Source organism: Longilinea arvoryzae, from assembly GCF_001050235.1.
GTDB lineage: Bacteria > Chloroflexota > Anaerolineae > Anaerolineales > Anaerolineaceae > Longilinea > Longilinea arvoryzae.
Window position 1 is genome coordinate 44,539 of the sequence record NZ_DF967973.1, and the last position, 19,366, is coordinate 63,904.

Genomic DNA, 19,366 nt, shown 5'->3' on the forward strand with positions numbered 1-19,366 from the left:
TGACCAGATCGAACCGGACCGGTAAGGGCAATTCATGAATTGTCCTTACCGGTCCGGCTGATTTAACCCATCATCACGCAATTGCGCCCGTTTTGCTTGGCCGTATAAAGCGCCTGATCGGCGCGGGCGATCAGATGGGTGATGCCGGTCATGTCCTGGGTCATTTCGGCCACGCCGATGCTGGCGGTGATGCGCAGCGAACCGGCCGAGGTCTCGAACGGCGCGCTGGAAATGGACTGGCGAATCCGTTCGGCCACTTTAAGGGCGTCTTCCACGCTGGTTTCGACCAGCAGAATGAGAAATTCCTCGCCCCCGAAGCGAACGGCCACATCCAGTTCGCGGATGTTGGTGCGCACGCGCTCAGAAAGCAATCGCAGAACTTCATCGCCTACCAGATGGCCGTAGGTGTTGTTGACACGCGAGAACAAATCCAGGTCGATCATCATCGCGGTAAGCGGGCGTTCGAATCGCCGGGCACGTTCGACTTCGCGTTCGCCGAATTCGTGCATGCCGCGGCGGTTGAACAGGCCGGTCATCTCATCCGTGATGGCCACGCGCTGGATTTCTTCATAAAGACTGGCGTTGTGGAAGGCCAGCGCCAGTTGGCTGGCAAAGGTGCTCATCACGTTGCGGTCGCTTTCCTGCAGCGAACCCCACACGACCAACAGGCCAATGGAGCGCTCTTTGACGATCAACGGCAGCAGGAACATGCGGGTTTGATCGTCGAAACCGGCCAGGCGAATCAGGACGCGCATGGTTTCGGGGTCGAGGGATGTCGACAGGCCGTAGATCTTGCGCATCGGGTCCGGAATGAAGATACCGGCCGGGTCTTCCTTGAGCAGATGCTTGAATTCGTCGCGGTCCAAGAGGCTGGCCAACTGGGAGTGGTTATTGCGCCATTCGGGGTGCGTGCGGAAGGAATAGTACTGGAGCTGCATTTCGCCGGTGGTTGAATCGGCGAGGGCGATGGCATAGGACAGGTCGAGCTGTTGGAGTTCGATTTCGAGGGTCTTGATGACGCCGCTGCTGTCGGCCGCCGCCCCGATGCGCGTAGCCACATGGTCCAGCGCGGTAAACAGGCCATTGGCGCGGGCAAGCTGGCGGGTGCGGGTGCGCTCGGCTTCCAGCAACTGGTTCTTGCTGATGCCCAACGCGACCTGCAGCGCGGCCTGCTCACCCAGCATGATTTCATTCGCGGTGAAATGGTGGGTATATTTGAAACCGATCAGCACCACCCCCATGCGGCTGCCGTTCAGGATCATGGGCAGGGCCAGGAGCGCCCGGCAGGGGTGCAGCAACGCGGCGGCGGATTTCACATCCGGGCGGGTTGCCAGGTCTTCGATTTCCAGGGGCTGTTCCATCAGGATAAAACCGGCCAGTTCGGCATTGGAGAGCTGACCCTTGAGCCGGGTGGATTCGCCGACGATGGCGGCCACCCTGGGGAAGGATCCGTCCATATCGAAGAGCAGAATGGCAGCACTGTCGGCATTGAAAAGCGCCGTCAGGTGGTTGACCATCGGGTCGAGCATTTCGGATTGGGTGGCCGCCGAAATGGCCGCCTGGGCCATCTGGTTGAGCAGGGCAATTTGCTGGGCGCGGCGGCGAGCCTCATCGAACAGGCGTGCGTTGCGGATGGCCAGGGACGCCTGGTCGGCGAACACCTGCAGGCGTTCGGCGTGCACCTGGGTGAACAGGTCGGGTGTTACGCTGTCCACGTTCAGAAAACCGATGGTCTTCCCGTCCTGGCGAATGGGTGCGCCGGCGAAGGAACGCACCCAGTCAAAGTCGGGTTGCTGCACCCAGGTTCGATTTTCCCCGACGGCGGAGGTGATGACCGGACGCCCTTCCTTGAACATGGTGTTGAGATTGGGAATTTCAGAGACGCGGTAATGAACGTTATAGATGACGTTCGGGTTGCAGTGTTCCTCGTAACCCCGCGCCCCAATGACGCGGGTCATGCCGTTGTCGATCAGCATGATGTTGGCCGCATCCATGGGAACCACTTTTTCGACATTCGACAGCACCTGGTCGAACACTTCCTGCAGGTTCAGGCTGGCGTTGAGGGTTTCAGCCGTGTCGCGCAGCGCTTCGGCCATCTGGCGTTGGTCGCGTTCGGCCTGATAGAGTTGTTCGATCTGTTTTTCAATCTGCCGGCGCTGGAAGGCAGCCCCAAACACGTTGGCGGCGATCTTGAGGCCTTCCTTTTCGGCTATCGACCACACCGATGGGTGATCGGTATCGAAACTGATGAATCCCCAGATCTTATCTTCTGCGAATATGGAAACGATCAACATTTCCACGATGTTCAACTGGTCGAGAAGCTGCTTCATCACCTCGGGAATGTCGACTTCCCGGGTGGTGATCACCTGATTCTTCACCAGAGTCTTCAGGAATGGGCTTAACTTTGGAATACGCTGCATTCGGGGCCACACGCTGTCCCTGAGCTCGAGTGATCCATCGCTCGACCAGTAAGCCGACATCTGCATCCCATAGGTTTCAGGGGAATCGTCGTTGAGCTGATAAATGGCGACCCGGTTAGCCTGGCTGGCGCTGCCCAAAGCCTGCAAGGCCCTTGGCAGGCTCGATTCCCAATCCGGAACGCGCAGCATATCCTCCGCGGCCAGGCTGACGGCCTCCAGAATTCGCTCGCGGTTGTGCAGCTCTTCCGAAATACGGCGGCGTTCGGTGACATCGTCGATCATGCCGATGCCATACAGCGATTTGCCCGTCAGATCGCGGACCATCGAAAGGGTCAGGTGACCCCAGAAAGGTGTGCCGTCTTTGCGCAGGTAGCGGATTTCACGCTGGGCGCTGGAAGCCCGGGTTTCGTTCAGTTCCCGCACCAGGTCCGCCGTGATGGACCGGTCTTCGGGAAAGGTGACGTCGTCGCTGACCCGCCCGATGACCTCCTCCCGGGTATAGCCGAACATTTCGCAAATCATCGGATTGACATCCGTGATGGTATTGCCCGCCTCCAGCACCACCGTGCCGATACCGGCGTTTTCGAAGGTGGAACGAAAACGCCGTTCGCTGTCCACCAATTCTTTTTGGATGCGCTGCCGCTCGAGGATGTTGGTATAAATTTCAGCCAACAACTGCAACGAGCGAATATCGCCCTCCTGCCAGACATGCAGGCTGGTCAGGGTGCTGATGGCGAAATAACCGATGGCGTTGTTTTCCAACACCAGCGGAATGGCCACCAGGGAAAACGCGTCTCCATCTTTCCAATAATCGCGCTCGGCTCCGGCCTCTATCGGAAGATTGGTGACGGATGGGATGGTCAGCACCTGGTGATTCCGAATTTGAGCGGCAATCCAGGGGAATTGGGCAAAATCCAGGCCGATGTAAATGTGGTGCATGGTCGAACCGTTCTTCGACCATTGGTAGAGATCCTTGACGACCACAGACCCGCTTTGAAAAGTGACCAGAAAGGAGCGCTCGGCGTCCAGGAATTCGGCAATTCGTTTCAGCGAGGCCTGCAGATTGTGGGTGATATCGTGATCGGGGGTGTCGATGAAATGGCTGGAGATCTCCGAAATGAGGTGTTCCAATTCGAGGCGGCGCTTCAATTCTTCATTGGCCTGCCGGATTTCGGTGATCTCCAGGTTGCTGGCGCGCCGGCCCTGAAACGCTCCGTTGGTATCGTAAACCGGCTGGCAAATGTGCCGCAGCCAGATGACTTTCCCATCCGCTCGCCGAATGCGAAGGTCGATCTGGTGGATCGGGCTTTGGCCCTGGGTAAGCGCAAAATGCTCGAGCAGCGCCGGGCGGTCCTCCTCCAGGGTCAACTGCCAGAGCATGTTGGGATTGTCCATAAAGATATCCGGCGAATAGCCGGTCATGCGCTGCACGGAGGGCGAAGTGTAGATCATGCGCCCGTCCGGCCCCTGCCAGGCTTCCCAGTTGTAGGTCAGATCCGCCATGGACCGGAAGCGCAGTTCGCTTTCGCGCAGCGCCAATTCGCTCTTCTGGCGCTCCTCAAGTTGGCGTTGGGTTTGCAGGGTGAGCGAGCGCATATATCCGACCATACCGCCGCTGATCAGCAGGGTGAGCGCGTTGAGCAGAAAATCCCCGCTGACGATGCCCAATAAATTGGTCTGATAATTTTGGCCCAGGAAATATAGCTCGAGACAGGCCAACAGGAATGCGGCGGAGATCCCTCCGCCCAGGCCAAGCAGACCGGCCGCAATGACCACAACGAGGATCGAAACGGCCAGGGTGCCGCCGTCCAGATTGGTATGATTATGGGTGAAATAAACGCTGAAGATGCCGAGGATAAAGGCAATAATGAGCATTCGCTGCCAGACGGGCAGGCGAAGCATTTTACGCAGCAGTGAGACGGCGAAGTTAGCTCTGACAGATGTGTAATTCTGCATGCGGTCCGCCGGTATGGGGCCCATAGATGGGGGAAGATTTCGATCGACGTCGATGGATGATGGCTGCAGGCAAAAGCGTTGTTCCCCCTGCTGGCTTTTCGCCTGGATGAAGATCGACGGACTCTATTGGTCCTATCTTAATACAGCCTGACTGTTTCGGCAAGATTGTTTACTTTACGGATGGCTTGCAGATTCGGTTTGATCCGGGCCGGTTTTTCTACGCAAAACACCCCTTGAAAAATAAATAATCTGTACTAATCTAATAAATATAGTTCGATTGGAAATCAAGAACGAGGAGTTAAAATGGCCGCACACCGGGCAGAAGAAACTGTGCGCAGGTTATTCAAGGAAGCCGGCATCCAGATTTACGGCAAGAATCCGTGGGACATTCAGGTGAAGGATTCGCGTTTTTACGAGCGCGTGCTGCGGGATGCCTCGCTGGGGCTGGGTGAATCCTATGTCGACGGCTGGTGGGAGGTTGAATCGATCGACGGCATGGTCGAGCGAATGCTGCGGGCCAGGTTGGATAAAAAGGTGCGGGGCGACGTGCGCGCGCTGATGCCGGCGCTGTTGGGCCGGTTGACCAACCGCCAGGCGCCGTCGCGCGCCTTCGAAGTCGGCGAGGAACATTACGATCTCGGCAACGATCTATACACGGCCATGCTGGACCGGCGCCTGAACTATGCCTGCGCCTACTGGAAGAATGCCTCGAACCTGGATGAGGCTCAGGAGGCCAAGCTGGATCTGGTATGCCGCAAAATCGGCCTGCAGCCCGGCATGCACGTGCTGGAATTGGGCTGCGGGTGGGGCGCCTTTGCCAAATACGCGGCCGAGAAATACGGGGTCAGCGTGGTGGGAGTGACCGTGTCGAAGGAGCAGGTGGCTCTGGGCAGCGAATGGGTCAAAGGTCTGCCGGTGGAGCTGCGCCTGCAGGATTACCGCACCGTGGAAGGCCGCTACGACCGGGTCATTTCCATCGGCATGATGGAGCACGTCGGGTATAAGAATTACCGCACTTATATGGAAGTGGTCGACCGCACGCTCAAGCCGGATGGGGTGGGCTTCATCCAAACCATCGGCGGCAACGAGAGCCAGACGGCTGGTGATCCCTGGTCGGACCGGTACATCTTCCCGAATGGGATGCTGCCTTCCATCGCGCAGCTCGGCGCGGCGATGGAGGGCCTGTTCGTGATGGAAGACTGGCACAATTTCGGGCCGGATTACGAGCGCACGCTGCTGGCCTGGCATGATAACTTCGAGGCGGCCTGGCCGGAGTTGAGCAAGAAGTACAGCGAACGCTTCCACCGCATGTGGCGGTACTACCTGCTGAACAGCGCCGGGGCGTTCCGCGCTCGCAGCCAGCAGTTGTGGCAAATCGTGTTCACTCGCACCGGCACGCCGCAACCGGATAGCCGGGTGGGGTGAAGAGGAAATCACCACGGAGGACACGGAGAAGAGATTTGGAAAGAAGAGAGAAGAGGGAAAGCCACAGAGGCCACAGAGCCACAGAGGCCACAGAGCCACAGAGGCCACAAAGACCACAGAGAAGATAGAGAAGATAAAGAAGAGTATTGAATTTATAAAAGAGAGGAGATGAAAGAGAACAGAGTCTCTTTGCGTAGGATGGGTGGAGGAGCGTGAACGGAGGTTATCCGGCAGCGACCTGAGAAGCTCCGGAACCCATCATTCGACCTCGAAAAAAACCGAAACACACGAAAAATGGGGAATGGGAAGAAAGTTATGAACGCTCTTCTCTTTCTTCAGCCTTCTTTTTCTCTGCGATCTCTGTGATCTAGTATGATGAAAATGATGAGTGATACCATACAATGGGACCCGGCAGGCCGATCGGGTATAGGTCATAAGAGGCCGTCACAGAGCAGGGTCGCCGGGTCCGTCGTGTATGTTGCCCGAACAGTTGTGGGGTCCAAGAGACCGTATTCTGCTAGAACGGGCACATCCATTATACAAACAGACGAGGGCAGAATGGAGCAGCAAATCTCAGTAAGTGTGGTCGGGATTGATGTTTCAAAGAACCGGCTGGATGTCTCAATCGCGGGCCAGGATTGGGCAGAAAGCAACGATATCATCGGGATCGAGGCCTTCATTGATAAGCTGAAACCTCTAGCGCCTGGATTGATCGTAGTGGAAGCCACGGGAGGACTGGAACGAGCGGTGGTCTCGTTATTATCCCTGGACGGAATCCGATCCCTCTCCGTGTGGTCGTTGTTGCGGATTGCGAAATAGGGAGGGCGTGGCGATAATTCTTAATAAAATTGACCCAGAATTCACGCCGAAAATAATTGACAAAACTGGATATCAATATAATAATCGATGACGCGGTCCATGATCAGGGTCGGTTATTGTTATTCGTGGACTTATTCTTATTTCAACCTTTAAAATGATCTTTCGAAGCCGCAGGCGCGAAGAACCAGCAGCCTGTGTTGGCTGTTGTTTCGCTTCGGTTCATTTTCAGGTTGAGAAAGGAGCTGGACAGGCGCCTATATTCATCCCGTCATCCCAGTCCGTCCCAATTTTTCCCACATTTTTCCCATCAAAAACGTAAGAGGAGAATCGGAATGCGTAAAGTTCATGTCTTTTTTGCCATCGCTATGATTGCTGTCATGGTCGTCAGCATGTTCAACGTCAGCCCGGCGTATTCAAGCTCGGACAACGGCAAAGTACGCGTGTTCGTGCAGTTCGCCCCGGGCAAGGGCGCAGCAGTCGAAAAAAGCCTGCAGGCCGCGGGTGGTGAAATCCATTATGCCTTTGATGATTTGGAAACCTTCTCCGTTTCGCTGCCCGAAGCGGCATTGAACGGCATCACTCACAATCCGAACGTGGTGCTCGTCGAAGAAGATGCACCCCGCTACCCGATCAGCATTCTGCCCTCCGCCAAGGCGGTCGATCTGCCCGAGCAGGTTGTGCCCTACGGTGTGGACATGGTGCAGGCCCGCGATGTGTGGGATGCGAACCGCGACGGCGTGGTGGATGCCGGCGCTCCGACAGCGGCCAACCGCAAGATCTGCATCATCGATTCGGGCATGTTCACCGGCCATGAGGACTTGCAGGGCCTGAACATTACCGGCGGTTACCCGACCGGATGGAACAGCGATGGCCTTGGACACGGTACGCATGTGACCGGCACCATTGCCGCCGCCAACAACAGCCTGGGCGTGATCGGCGTGACCCCCGGCACGGTGCAGCTCTACATGGTGCGCGTATTCGGCGATGACGGTGCATGGACTTATGCTTCGACGCTGATCGATGCCGCCAACCGTTGCGCCAGCGTGGGCGCCAACATCATCAGCATGAGCCTGGGCGGTTCGCGCGCCAGCGCTACTGAAAAACGCGGTTTCGCCAGCCTGTACAGCCAGGGCATCCTCTCGATCGCGGCGGCCGGCAACGACGGCAACACCGCCTACAGCTATCCGGCCTCCTATGATTCGGTCATGTCGGTGGCGGCCATCGACGAATCCGGCGCCGTGGCGGACTTCTCGCAGCAGAACGACCAGGTCGAAATCGCGGCCCCCGGCGTGGGCGTGCTCAGCACGGTGCCGTACATCGATGAGACCTTCGTCAGCGTGAACGGCGTCAGCTACGCCGGCGGCCACGTCGACTATTCCGCTCGCGGCACGGCCAACGGCGCTCTGGTGGACGGCGGCATTTGCGACACCACCGGCGCGTGGAGCGGCAAAGTGGTGTTGTGCCAGCGCGGTACGATCTCCTTCTACGATAAGGTCATGAACGTGCAGAATTCGGGCGGCGCGGCGGCGTTGATCTACAACAACGTCTCCGGCAGCTTCCTGGGCACGCTGGGCGACGGCTATTCTTCCAATATCATCGGCGTCAGCCTGAGCATGGAAGATGGCCAGTACCTGGTCGCCAATGCGCTGGGCCAGGTGGCGGATGTCACCAGTAATCTGTACACCAATGTGAGCGGTTACGAATATTACGACGGCACCTCGATGGCCACGCCGCACGTTTCGGCGGTGGCTGCTCTGGTGTGGAGCTCCAAACCGACCGCCACCAACGCTGACATCCGGGCTGCCCTGACCGCCACCGCGGTCGACCTGGGCGCGGCCGGCCGTGATGTGGCCTATGGCTACGGCCTGGTCCAGGCCAAAGCCGCCATCGATTACCTGGGCGGCGGAACTGGCGATGCGGCCCTGCACGTGGCTGACCTGGACGGCGTCTCGACGCTGGTCAATTCCAAGGCCTGGAAGGCGACCGTCACCGTCAAGGTGGTGGACGCGAACGGCGTTGCAGTCTCCGGCGCGGTGGTCACGGGCGTGTGGAGCGGCGGAATCACCGGCACGGGCACCTGCACCACCGGCGTAGCCGGCACCTGCTCGATCGCCAGCAGCAACATCAAGACGACCAAGACTTCGGCGACCCTGACGGTCAGCGACGTGGCGGCCAGCGGCTTCACCTACGACGCGGCGGCGAACGCCGATCCGGATGGCGACAGCACCGGCACAGTCATCACGGTTTTGAAACCGTAAAAGTTCGAATCATTGATTTCAAAGGCCGCCTGGGTTCTCCGGGCGGCCTTTTTTAATGCTGAATGCTGAATGCAGAATGCAGAATGCTGAATGCAGAATGCAGAATGCTGAATGCTGAATGCAGAATGATGAATGCTGAATGATGAATGCAGAATGCTGAAAGCTGAATGATGAATGCTGAATGATGAATGCTGAATGCAGAATGCTGAATGATAAATGTTGAAAGCTGAATGCTGAATGATGAATGCTGAATGATGAATGCTGAATGATGGATGATGAATGCTAAAGGTTAAATTACGAGCACTGAATCAACGAACACCGAATCAACGAGTACCGAATCAACGAATACCGAATCAACGAATACCGAATCAACGAGTACCGAATCAACGAATACCGAATCAACGAATACCGGGTGCCGGCTTACCAGATTCCCGGAATTAATCGGAACCGTGTTTCTTTCGCAAACTGCGCATAGCCAGGTAATTCGGCCTGCAGGGTGCGGTCTTCGAGCGCGGTGCGCACGAAGGTCAGGATGACGGTCAGGACGGCGGGGAAATAGGCCCACCAGGAACCCAGTACAAGCGGCACGACCAGGTCGAAGACGACCGACCCCAAATAGCCGGGATGGCGCACGATGCGGTAGGGGCCGCCCTTCACCACGGTCTGGCCGCGGTCGTCCTGGATGCGCACGGTGGCGGCGAAAAAGCGGTTGGTCATCATCGCCCACAGCGTAAAGAGGCTGGCGCCAAAGCCCACCAGGAAGGCCGCGATCCACAGGGCGGTTGGGACCGGGCCGGACCAGTGGAAACGCGCGTCCAGGCTGGCGGTGAGCACCCAGGCCAGCGGCCCGATCATCGCCACCAACGGCGCCAGGATGCGGTCCCAGGGTTTGGTGTTGGCCTGCATTTTCGAGCGCTCGGCAATCAGGTCGGCGTGATGGGGCAGGAACAGGACGGCGCTGAGGATCTGGGTGGCCGCGCCCAGCGCCAGGAAGCTCCAGCCGCCGCGCCAGTCGAGGCGCCCGGCAACGAGGAAGAGCAGCAGGCCGAAGAAGATGAGTTGGGCCAGGGTTTTGAGTCCCCAGCGCAGGAGCTCGGATGAAGCGGGTTTGTTGGATGCATGGACCATCGTGATTTTCTCCAGATGAATTCTTTATAGATCGGTTGCAGAGAGAAGGTTATCATCAAAGGACGCGAGCCAGAAAAATATCGGCCGCGGCGCGAAATTCGACCGGGCGCGTCCACATCAAAGGATGCGATCCTCCGTTAGCCAGGAAGACATGGCTGCCCGGAATCTGGCGCGCCATGCGCAGCGCCGCGCCGCCGGCATCGGGAATCAGGTCATCGGTCAGGCTGGCGGTGAACAGCACCGGGCAGCGAATTCCGCCCAGGTCCTGGCGGAAGAAACGCCCGCCTTCATCGGCCAGCCGCAGCAGCAGACGGTTGTCTTCCTCGACCACGTCCTTCCAGTCCGGGCCGTGAGCGCGCGACCAGAAATCGACCTGCCCGGGCAGGCAGCGCCGGCGCGAGGCGACTTCGGCCCGCAAATCCTCGGGACGCTGGGCGTCGGTCGACGAATCGGCAATCACCGCCCGCACGGCCTCCGGCGCTTCCAACGCGGCCAGGAGGGCGGCCACGCCGCCGCCGCTGGTGCCGATCAGGATGGGACGCTCCCCTCCCAGGTGAGCCGCCAGCGCCAGCGCATCCCGCCCGCCCTGCGCCCACCAGTCCGTCGTCCAACCGGCCAGACGGTCGGATTGGCCGCAGCCCCAGAAATCGAAGGCCACGGCATGGCAGCCGCGGGCGGCGAAATGTTCCAGCTCGCCTTGATGGTAGACGGACGAGGCGGTGTTGCCGTGCAGCAGGATGAGCAGCGGCCCGCTGCCCTGCTCGCGGTAAAAGATGCGGTGATTTTGGGCGATGAAGGATGGCATAGGCTTATTATAAAGAGAATATCCAACCGGGCATGTCGCCGATGGGTGGGTTTTTGGCCAGTGTTAAAATGGAATAGGCGAAAAATCAACGACGAACGTCGTCCGCCTGAGCGGCAACATCCAGGCCTGGATCGCGGCGGGGTATGAAACCGTCAAAGGAAAGTGATCTGTTTTGAGTTCCGGTATCGAGGTGTGAGTTCTGAAGGAATGTTACCCACATCCACTTAAAACCTGGCAACACTTCATCTCATCCTTCTACCTGGAACCTTCCCGGTGATGATTTCGTCTCTTGATTCACAGGGAGAAAGGATTCGGAAATGAAGGTAAGCGGTTTTTGGAGGGGATGGTTCGTGGCAGCACTGGCGCTCGTTCTGGCGTCCTGCTCGCCCCCGGCGGGTGGTTCGCCGGCTGAAGTGACGGTCGAAAAAGCCGCCGCGGGCAGCACGCTGACGTTGAACGTGGACCAGTTGCTGGCGGTGAAGCTCGAATCGAACCCGACCACGGGTTACGGCTGGCATATCCTCGAGGTAGACGATACGATCCTGCAATCGCAGGGTGATCCGGAGTATGTCCAGCAGGACACCCAGGGCACGCCCAGGGTCGGCGTCGGCGGCTGGGAGACGCTGCGCTTCAAGGCGCTCAAGAGCGGCACAACCACGCTCAAACTGGGCTATTCGCGCTCATTCGAGCCGGATGTGGCGCCAATCGAGGAATTCACGCTCACGGTGGAAGTGAAATAAGGAAAAAGGTCCTGAAGATCATTTGATCCTCAGGACCTTTTCTTCTTTCAAAATCATGTTTCAGGGTTTGCTACCGCCGGATCCGGGTGTGCCGGTGATTTGCTGGCCTGACCTCACCAACCAGAACAACAGCAGGGCGGCGGGCAGGGAGAAGAGCAGGCCGGTCAGCATGGATTGAAGCGCCAGGTCCCACAGGTTGTGGAACCCGATCGAACCCAACGGGAACAGACAGGCCAGCCCGGCGACATAGACCAGAATCCACCAGCCGGCTGCTCGATAGCGGGTTCGCAGGACCACCCACTGCGCCAGGCCCAGTGAGACGCCTGAATAAATGAACAAGAATACGGTCAAGGCAGTGGAGTTGGGTATGAGGGACTCGAAAAAATAGGAAATGACGACCGGCAGCAGCAAGAACAGACTGCCGATGGCTGTGGCCGCGAACCAGCGCCCCAACCTGGGTATGGCTGGGCCGGCCAGGAGGGCCTGAAACAGGCCGAGCAGCAGGCCGACGCACAGAAAAATGGTGATCGGCCAGAAGCGGTCTTCGTTGATGGGCGCCAGTTTTTGAATGCCAAAGACGAGCAGCCAGGAAAGCGGCAATCCCAGGCCGAAGGTCAGCGCGCCTGCCAGCAACCAGCGCGCGGCCAGCAATCCGGTGTGTGTCATCGAACGAGTCAGGATCATTTTTCCCCTTTCCCATCAATCGATTCGATCGGATTCCTTTTCACTTTACAACAAAATGCAAGACTGTTCAGCATTGCGGGCGATTTGTGATTTTTTATGCGATAAAAACGAATACGCCCGTGTACCGTAAAAATCATTTTGAAAATTCAGGGCGAAACGTGTTTCAGTAAAGCGTATAGTCATTCTTCCTGGCTTTTCGAGCCCTCAGTCTTGTCATTTGGGTTGAAAATTGCCATAATGATGGTGAAGGCATCCTGATTGTATCGCCACCCACGCGAAGGGAGGGGCCATGGCGCTGAGAATCGCGATCGCGGGAACGGGCGGCATGGCGGCCGCGCACGCGCGCGCCGTCCAATCCCTGCCGGGTGTGGAATTATCGGCCGTGACCGGGCACACGCGCGAACGGCTGCGCCAGTTCGCAGCCGAGTTCAATATTCCGCGCGCCTATGATTCACTCGACGATCTGCTGACCATGCGCGCCGCAGACGCGCTGGTGATTGCCACGCCCACCTACCTGCACTCGGCGCAGGCCGTCCTGGCGCTGCAGGAACGTGTTCACGTGCTCGTCGAGCGCCCGCTGGGACTGGATGTGGGTCAGGCGCACGCCATCGAGGAAGCCGCCTTGTTCAGCAATGGTTTCCTGATGGTCGGGCAGGTCTACCGCTTCGATGAGCAGGTCCTTTGGCTGCGCCAGCAGGTGTTGAGCGGGCGGCTCGGCAAGGTAATTCGCTCGCGCGCGCTGGGATTGCGCAGCGGCGGACCGCCGGGTGGGGTATGGTACACCGCAAAGCGCCACTCCGGTGGGGGCGTGCTGGCCGAGGCCGGATTGGATGCGCTGGACACATTGCGTTTCATTCTGGGCAGTCCCGATCCGGGTCTCATTTACGCGCACCTGGATTTCGGGGATGGCGGCGGCGAGGTCGAAGAATCGGCCGAGGTGATGATTCAATGGGAAGACGGCAGCAGCTCCACGCTGGAAGCCGCCTGGCGCCAGTCATACGTCGAAGCGCCTCTGGGTTTCACCCAGGTCTACGGCAGCGAGGGATACGGCCAGATCTTCCCGGCCTTTATTCAGACGCGGGCCGAAAATGGCACGGTTCGCGAAGACGCGGGTTTGGGGATGGGCGATCCGCAGCCTTCCCAGGAGCACTACAACCGCCAGATGGCCTATTTCGTAAGGTGCATCCTGCAGAACCGTCCACCCCAACCGGGCGGCTGCGACGGCGTGCTCAACCAGCAGATTCTCGAAGCAGCTTACCTCTCTGCGCGTACGAAACAGGTGGGCAAGGTGCGGGTGAAGACGTGATAAAAACCTTGCAAACTCCTCAGGGTGAGGAAGAATTGCTGAACGTCGGATCTGCGGGGTGGGTAAAGGCCGGTGGCGGCCCCTCCGATCCGACCTACGAAATGCGGACTCGGGGTATGGGAACGTCGGATCTGCGGGGCGGGTAAAGGCCGGTGGCGGCCCGGGTTGGCGACCCCTCCGATCCGACCTACGTAACATTTTTTGCAGCCGGATTGAAAAAATTCATCTCACGGCGTCGCGCCGATAACTGCCCCGGCCGGTGCCCCACAGGATTCTGGCGGCAGACGTGCCGGGCAGGTCGTAAACCACCACGCCCGATGTGGCGGTATTGATGACCACCTCCAGGTCGGCGTCGGCATCGACGTTGGCCAGCGTCGGCGCGGCCAGGCCGCCGTTCCAGGTGGCGCTGCTGGAGCGCGGAGCGGGCAGGTTGGTTTGGAACAGGCTGTTCCCATTCGAATCGAGGATATGCAGTCTGCCGTACTGGTTGGAGCCGATTTGCGTCCAGGAGGTGAAGATTACCTCGGCCGTGCCGTCGTTGTACAGGTCGGCCACGACCGGTTCGGAGGCAAAACGGTAGATGCCTTCGGAGGCGTTGTAGACGGAATACGGCCAATCGCCGTGCTCGGTCTTATCGAGCCAGAAGGCGTGCAGCCGGCCGTCGTAGGACGCGAAGAGAATCTCCTGCCTGCCGTCGCCGTCCAGATCGGCGATGACCGGGTTGGGCTGAGCCGTCTCGATCACGTTGTAATCTTCGCTGATGGGCGCGCCGGTGTCGACGGGGATGGTCGTCCAATCGTAGCCGCCGGTGTTGAAGCGCGAGCGGTCGGCGTTGAAGATGTAGAGCGCAATATACCGGCTGGGCGTGGATTCGAGGGAGCAGTCGTACATGTTGCCGGTCACGACGACTTCGCGGGTGCCGTTGCTGTCCAGGTCGGCGATGGCGGCCGGCCCATCGGCGAAATTGGAGCGATAGGATTCGGCGCGTGTCCCATCGCAGGCGCCCCAGCCGCGTTTTTCCGGGAGGATACTTTCCCAGACGCCGACCTGCCCCCAGTATTTACCAGGATCGATGGTCGCGTTGGCGGGCAGCGCCGAGCCGTTCGGTTCGAAGGCGTTGATGTAATGCATATCCGAAGGCACGATCAGCTCGAGACGCGAATCGCCGCTGATATCCCCGGCGGCCGCGTTGGCGTTGTAGACCCCCCAGGCATAGCCGTAGGTATCATTCGGCAACTGTGGCCAGCCGGCGCGGGTATTGCCGTTTGCGTCCAGCACCCAGGTATTGATGGCGCTGCCGTAGGCGCGGGTCACGATGACCTCCAGCGCACTGCCGTTGCCGTCCAGATCGGTGACCAGCAGGCCGCGGAACTCGCCCGTGCCGCCGGAGGGTTCTTTTTGCCATTTCACGCTGCCATTCGGGCGGTAAGCCGTTACCCTTCCACCGGCCTGGGCGACCACGATCTCGGATTGACCGTCCCGATCCAGGTCGGCGACGACCACGCCCGGCCAGGTGCGTTGGGACGTATCGCCGACCCGCCAGTCCAGCGCCCCGTTTTGACCTTCGAGCGCCCATACCGAATAGGCCGAGGCCAGGATCTCATTGATTCCATCGGCGTCGATATCCAGCACCGCGGGCGAAGAATACCAACCCGTTTCGCACCACGAGGCGTAGCAGCCGCCATAACTCCACTTCAGCACGGCGGCAGGGGCGGCTCCACCCCCACTCACCAACGGGAGGTAAACGGTGGTGGTTCCATCGGCAGCGCTGACTGAAATGGATCCGATGGCGAGGCTGAGGACCAGGATAAAGAAACCGATCGTGAGCTTTTTGCGCATGCTATTCTCCGCTGGTGGAAGTCCGTAAATGATTAACCACCTGCCCCGAAACCCATGAGGTTGGCCGGGGTAATGGATGAGACGGGTGTTTTCGGCCAAAAGGATGGTTATGGTTGTGTATCAATGATCTAAATGTTACCAAGTGATTCTAGCACCGGTTTGAAAAATCACCCGGGTTCGGAGGGGGTAAATCTCAGGGATGAGTGTTGTTTCTGCAGGGCGGAAAAATGCCGATGATGGCCTGGGGTAACCACCCTTCCGATCCAGAGTAACCTTCCTCATCACTCATTACTCATCGCCCATCCCTCATCCGTTGTATAATTAATTTACCATTTCCTCCAGGGGGAGCGCATGCCGATCTTACCATCTTTCAGCGCTGCACAACTCGAATCGATTTGCAACGTGCTGGCCGATCCCAACGATGGATTAACCGGCGCGGAAATTGGCGCGCTGCTGCGAGAAAAAAACATCACCGATCCCTACCCGGCGGTGCTCAAGCGCCACCGTTTATTCGAAGCCCTGCGTGAACAGCAGGAGCTGGACGGCTGCGGCAATAACATCGCCGCTTTCATCCTGGCCGCGCTGCAGCCGGCGCGCTACACGGATAAAGAGGAGCTGTTCAAACGCCGCCTGGAGCGCCTGAATGCTGTTCTGGGGCTGGACGGTTACCAGATCAGCCCGGACGGCCTGCTAAAGGTGGTAGCGCCCTCGCACCAGTCGACCGAAGCACAGGATCGCGCCCGCCGCCTGCGTAGCGAACTGGTGCGGCGGGGGGTGCATCCCAACGTGCTGCGCTGCTGCCTGCCCGAACTGCTGACCGAAAGCTGCTATCCGGCCGTCTACGAGGCGACTCGCGGGCTGGAAGAGCAGATTCGCGAAAAGACCGGCCTTAACCTGGAAGGCGTCGAATTGGTGGAGCAGGCCCTGGGACTGCGTATTGGACCGCTGCTGGCCTTCAACACTCTGCAAAGCGAGGCCGAGCACGCCGAACATCTGGCCATCAGCGCCTTGATCAAGAATCTGATCAGCGTTTTCAAGAGCACCTCCGCCGTCGAGATTCACAGCGCCTGGGCGCTGGGCGAAGCCGAAGCCATCGATTTACTGACCCTGGCCTCGATGCTGCACCGGCGCGTCGATCACGCGGTGCTGACAAGACAGGTGTAATCACCGATCCGTAAATAGAAAGTCAATCCATCATCGACTTTTCTGCCATCTCCGCAATCTGCCTCCCAATACTGATAGAAGCCGTGGCGGCCGGGGAGGGGGCGTTGAGCACGTGGATCATGTGATCGGCTTCTCGAATGACGAAATCGTCGATCAGGGCGCCGTCCGGGCCGAGAGCCTGCGCGCGCACGCCCGCGCCGCTGCGCCGCACATCCGCAACCTGAATTTCGGGCACCAGGCGCTGCAACGCGGCTACAAAGGCGCGTTTACTCCATGAACGGTAGATCTCTCCGAATCCCATACGCCAGTAGCGAAGGCCCATCCGCCAGAACCCGGAATAGGTGAGGTACTGCGCCACATCCCGAAGCGATAAATCGGTCCAGGCATAGCCTTCGCGTTTGAAGGCGATGACCGCGTTCGGCCCGGCTTCCACGCCGCCCCCCGCCATACGCGTGAAATGCGCTCCCAGGAATGGGTAGCGCGTATCCGGCACCGGATAGATCAGGTTCTTGACGAGATATTCCCGGTCGGGTTTGATTTCGTAGTATTCGCCGCGAAATGGCATGATTTGCAGTCCGGGTTCGACGCCGCACAGCCGCGCCACGCGGTCGGATTGCAATCCGGCGCAATTGATCAGGCCGCGGCAGGCAACCTCGCCGCATGGGGCGACCAAAATGAACTCATTTCCCAGCCTGTGGAAGGCCATAACCCGCGCGCCGGTGCGAATTTCGCCGCCGCCGGCCTGTACGATCTGGCCGAAGCGATCGGTCACCGCGCGGTAATCGACGATTCCGGTTTGCGGCACGAACAGTCCGGCGATGCCGGCCGCGTGAGGTTCGTGCTCGCGGATTTGTTCCGGCGCCAGGCGGCGGATTCCCTCCAGACCGTTGGCCAGCCCACGCCGTTCGAGCTCCTCCAGCGCGGGCAGTTCTTCAGGCCGGGTCGCGACAACCACCTTGCCGGTGTTCTCGGCGCGAATGTCCTGTTCGGCGCAGAACCGGTACATCGCCTGGCGGCCTTCGACGCAGTTGCGCGCTTTAAGCGAACCGGGCCGGTAATAAAGCCCGGAGTGAATCACCCCGCTGTTGTGACCGGTCTGGTGGGCGGCCAGATGATCCTCAGCTTCCAGCACGACCAGCTTCAACCCGGGATGAGATTGGATCAGGGCCATGGCGGTGGCGACGCCGACGATTCCGCCGCCGATAATGGTCACGTCGTAAGCGTTCGAGGTCATCGCTGGCGCTCCTGAGCGAAAAGATAACTTATTGTATAATGATGAAGAGTAAAGTCAATGATTCGAAGAGTTTCCATGGATTGGTCAGAAATTCAAGCCACATACCCGGATACCTGGCTGATTCTCGAGGCGCTCGAAGCGCACAGCGAGGGCGGCCTGCGCATACTGGATAAAGTCACGGTCATCACCACCTGCGAGGACGGTGAAAACGCGGCCCGGGCTTACCGCAAACTGCACAAAGAATTCCCGGAGCGCGAATTTTACTTCATTCATACCAGCCGCGAGACATTGAAGATCGAAGAACGCCTGTGGGTCGGTATCCGGAGCATCCATGCAGATCCAGATTGCTGACGGTTTGCCATTGGTCGAGTTGCGCCTTGGACATGCCGGGCGGGCGGTGCGGATCCAGCGCGTGCTGATCGACACCGGTTCGGGCAGCACGGTCATCTCGTCGCTGCGAGCGCGTGAAATCGGCGTCATCCCCGAACCGCAGGATCCCATCCGCACCCTGCGCGGGGTGGGCGGCATGGAGGTGGTTTTCGTCAAGCGCGTCGATTACATTCTGGTCGACCGGCGCAGGTTCAAGAATTTCGAGATCGAGCTTTCGCCGCTGGACTACGGTCTGGAAATCAACGGCATCCTGGGCCTGGATTTTCTGACCGCCACGCGGGCGATCGTGGACCTAAAACACCTCGAATTGCGCTTCGGCCGCGCGACAAAGGAGATATAGCGGTTAGCCATTAGCCATTAGCCGTTAGCTGTTAGCCGTTAGCAATTCGCGGTTAGCTCCAAAAGCTATATGCCAATTACTAAACGCTAAAAGCTAAGAGCTAAGAGCCAAAAGCTAAGAGCTAAGAGCTAAGAGCTAAGAGCCAACCCCTGATACCCCTCGCGCACCTCTTCTTCGATGTCCTGAATCCAACTCTCCTTCCCACCCGGGAGGGCAAAAGCAGCCGGAGTCAACTCCAGCGGGGGGTGGAACCAGATCAGGCGGTGGTCGGCGTGCACGCTGAAGGGGATGATCCGCAGCGGCAAGCCGGTTTTGAGATAATACAGTTCCACCAGCCACAACACGCCTTTGGAGAAACGATGGATGTGGGTCGCCGGATCTTCTTCCCACTCGGGCTTTTCGGGGAAGACCAGCAGGCACTGCCCTGCCAGCAGGTGTTCCAGGCTGGTTTGCAGCGTCACCTGCATCTGGCGCAGGCTTTCGGACGAATACACCGGAATACAGCCAACACTGTGCAGCAGCGGCACTGTCAAGCGCGCCAACCTTCCGGCAACCCGGGCGCTGGCCGGCGGCTTGAGGCGCAGATCTTTTTCGACAAAATCCGTTTGCAGGTAGGCCGGAGCGCGGTGTGGATCGAGCATCGCCGAATGGATCCAGGGATACATACGCCGGCCCGCAGCGCTGACACAGGCGATCGGCCCCAGCGAGCCGGAGTGGTTGCCAATAAAAATGGCCGGCCCGCGCCGGGGCAAATTTTCGCCACCCAGCGTCTGGCCGCGCCAGAGTAAGATTCTCAATAACCCGCAAATCGTACCAAATAACCGGTCGTTCATGGCCGCCTCCCAATGCGGAACCGAT

14 protein-coding genes and 1 pseudogene are annotated in these 19,366 nt (G+C 59.1%); 8 read left to right on the top strand and 7 right to left on the bottom strand.

Annotation, left to right across the window (positions count from 1 at the left end):
• Positions 1–62: 62 nt before the first annotated feature.
• Positions 63–4,376: a diguanylate cyclase gene (locus LARV_RS18765; RefSeq protein WP_172797939.1), complete on the bottom strand. Its 4,314-nt coding sequence runs from the start codon at positions 4,374–4,376 to the stop codon at positions 63–65.
• 303 nt (positions 4,377–4,679) lie between these two features.
• Here LARV_RS18765 and cfa point away from each other — a divergent pair, with 303 nt between their 5' ends.
• From cfa to LARV_RS20880, 3 genes and pseudogenes are all read left to right on the top strand, one after another.
• On the top strand, positions 4,680–5,801 hold the full coding sequence (gene cfa / locus LARV_RS18770) for a cyclopropane fatty acyl phospholipid synthase (RefSeq protein WP_075075348.1): 1,122 nt from the start codon (positions 4,680–4,682) through the stop codon (positions 5,799–5,801).
• A gap of 558 nt (positions 5,802–6,359) precedes the next feature.
• Positions 6,360–6,581 (top strand): annotated as a pseudogene (locus tag LARV_RS18775) (IS110 family transposase); the annotation flags it as partial.
• A 371-nt stretch (positions 6,582–6,952) separates the two neighbouring features.
• The gene (locus LARV_RS20880; RefSeq protein WP_075075350.1) at positions 6,953–8,878 is read left to right on the top strand and encodes a S8 family serine peptidase; all 1,926 of its coding nucleotides are present in this window, start codon (positions 6,953–6,955) and stop codon (positions 8,876–8,878) included.
• A gap of 420 nt (positions 8,879–9,298) precedes the next feature.
• Here LARV_RS20880 and LARV_RS18790 read toward each other — a convergent pair whose 3' ends face one another.
• Both LARV_RS18790 and LARV_RS18795 read right to left on the bottom strand, forming a co-directional pair.
• Positions 9,299–10,006 (bottom strand): methyltransferase family protein, encoded by a 708-nt coding sequence (locus LARV_RS18790; protein WP_075075351.1) that lies wholly within the window; start codon positions 10,004–10,006, stop codon positions 9,299–9,301.
• A 55-nt stretch (positions 10,007–10,061) separates the two neighbouring features.
• The gene (locus tag LARV_RS18795) at positions 10,062–10,811 is read right to left on the bottom strand and encodes an alpha/beta fold hydrolase (RefSeq protein WP_075075352.1); all 750 of its coding nucleotides are present in this window, start codon (positions 10,809–10,811) and stop codon (positions 10,062–10,064) included.
• Between the two features lie 350 nt (positions 10,812–11,161).
• On the opposite strand from LARV_RS18795, the gene LARV_RS18800 reads away from it, so the two are divergent.
• The gene (locus tag LARV_RS18800) at positions 11,162–11,551 is read left to right on the top strand and encodes a protease inhibitor I42 family protein (RefSeq protein ID WP_172797940.1); all 390 of its coding nucleotides are present in this window, start codon (positions 11,162–11,164) and stop codon (positions 11,549–11,551) included.
• A gap of 60 nt (positions 11,552–11,611) precedes the next feature.
• On the opposite strand, the gene LARV_RS18805 is transcribed toward LARV_RS18800, so the two are convergent.
• Positions 11,612–12,235 (bottom strand): hypothetical protein, encoded by a 624-nt coding sequence (locus LARV_RS18805; protein ID WP_075075354.1) that lies wholly within the window; start codon positions 12,233–12,235, stop codon positions 11,612–11,614.
• A gap of 289 nt (positions 12,236–12,524) precedes the next feature.
• On the opposite strand from LARV_RS18805, the gene LARV_RS18810 reads away from it, so the two are divergent.
• Entirely contained in the window at positions 12,525–13,541 is a 1,017-nt protein-coding gene (locus tag LARV_RS18810) for a Gfo/Idh/MocA family protein (protein ID WP_075075355.1), read from the top strand.
• 222 nt (positions 13,542–13,763) lie between these two features.
• On the opposite strand, the gene LARV_RS18815 is transcribed toward LARV_RS18810, so the two are convergent.
• Positions 13,764–15,380, bottom strand: a complete 1,617-nt coding sequence (locus tag LARV_RS18815; RefSeq protein ID WP_075075356.1) for an FG-GAP-like repeat-containing protein — start codon at positions 15,378–15,380, stop codon at positions 13,764–13,766.
• A 351-nt stretch (positions 15,381–15,731) separates the two neighbouring features.
• Between LARV_RS18815 and LARV_RS18820 the strand changes: the two genes are divergently transcribed.
• Entirely contained in the window at positions 15,732–16,544 is an 813-nt protein-coding gene (locus LARV_RS18820) for a TIGR02391 family protein (RefSeq protein ID WP_075075357.1), read from the top strand.
• Between the two features lie 22 nt (positions 16,545–16,566).
• On the opposite strand, the gene lhgO is transcribed toward LARV_RS18820, so the two are convergent.
• A complete protein-coding gene (gene lhgO, locus LARV_RS18825; RefSeq protein ID WP_075075358.1) occupies positions 16,567–17,778 on the bottom strand; it encodes an L-2-hydroxyglutarate oxidase in 1,212 nt (403 codons plus the stop codon).
• Between the two features lie 75 nt (positions 17,779–17,853).
• On the opposite strand from lhgO, the gene LARV_RS18830 reads away from it, so the two are divergent.
• The gene (locus tag LARV_RS18830; RefSeq protein WP_075075359.1) at positions 17,854–18,129 is read left to right on the top strand and encodes a hypothetical protein; all 276 of its coding nucleotides are present in this window, start codon (positions 17,854–17,856) and stop codon (positions 18,127–18,129) included.
• Entirely contained in the window at positions 18,110–18,508 is a 399-nt protein-coding gene (locus tag LARV_RS18835) for a retropepsin-like aspartic protease (protein WP_075075360.1), read from the top strand. Before LARV_RS18830 ends, LARV_RS18835 begins: the two co-directional genes overlap by 20 nt.
• A 128-nt stretch (positions 18,509–18,636) precedes the next feature.
• Here LARV_RS18835 and LARV_RS18840 read toward each other — a convergent pair whose 3' ends face one another.
• Entirely contained in the window at positions 18,637–19,341 is a 705-nt protein-coding gene (locus LARV_RS18840; RefSeq protein ID WP_075075361.1) for a lysophospholipid acyltransferase family protein, read from the bottom strand.
• Positions 19,342–19,366 lie beyond the last annotated feature (25 nt).

Bases quoted from the DNA above. Each gene is read 5' to 3' on its own strand.
- LARV_RS18765 (WP_172797939.1), bottom strand. From the start codon at position 4,376: ATGCAGAATTACACATCTGTCAGAGCTAACTTCGCCGTCTCACTGCTG.
- cfa (WP_075075348.1), top strand. From the start codon at position 4,680: ATGGCCGCACACCGGGCAGAAGAAACTGTGCGCAGGTTATTCAAGGAA.
- LARV_RS20880 (WP_075075350.1), top strand. From the start codon at position 6,953: ATGCGTAAAGTTCATGTCTTTTTTGCCATCGCTATGATTGCTGTCATG.
- LARV_RS18790 (WP_075075351.1), bottom strand. From the start codon at position 10,006: ATGGTCCATGCATCCAACAAACCCGCTTCATCCGAGCTCCTGCGCTGG.
- LARV_RS18795 (WP_075075352.1), bottom strand. From the start codon at position 10,811: ATGCCATCCTTCATCGCCCAAAATCACCGCATCTTTTACCGCGAGCAG.
- LARV_RS18805 (WP_075075354.1), bottom strand. From the start codon at position 12,235: ATGATCCTGACTCGTTCGATGACACACACCGGATTGCTGGCCGCGCGC.
- LARV_RS18810 (WP_075075355.1), top strand. From the start codon at position 12,525: ATGGCGCTGAGAATCGCGATCGCGGGAACGGGCGGCATGGCGGCCGCG.
- LARV_RS18815 (WP_075075356.1), bottom strand. From the start codon at position 15,380: ATGCGCAAAAAGCTCACGATCGGTTTCTTTATCCTGGTCCTCAGCCTC.
- LARV_RS18820 (WP_075075357.1), top strand. From the start codon at position 15,732: ATGCCGATCTTACCATCTTTCAGCGCTGCACAACTCGAATCGATTTGC.
- lhgO (WP_075075358.1), bottom strand. From the start codon at position 17,778: ATGACCTCGAACGCTTACGACGTGACCATTATCGGCGGCGGAATCGTC.
- LARV_RS18830 (WP_075075359.1), top strand. From the start codon at position 17,854: ATGGATTGGTCAGAAATTCAAGCCACATACCCGGATACCTGGCTGATT.
- LARV_RS18835 (WP_075075360.1), top strand. From the start codon at position 18,110: ATGCAGATCCAGATTGCTGACGGTTTGCCATTGGTCGAGTTGCGCCTT.
- LARV_RS18840 (WP_075075361.1), bottom strand. From the start codon at position 19,341: ATGAACGACCGGTTATTTGGTACGATTTGCGGGTTATTGAGAATCTTA.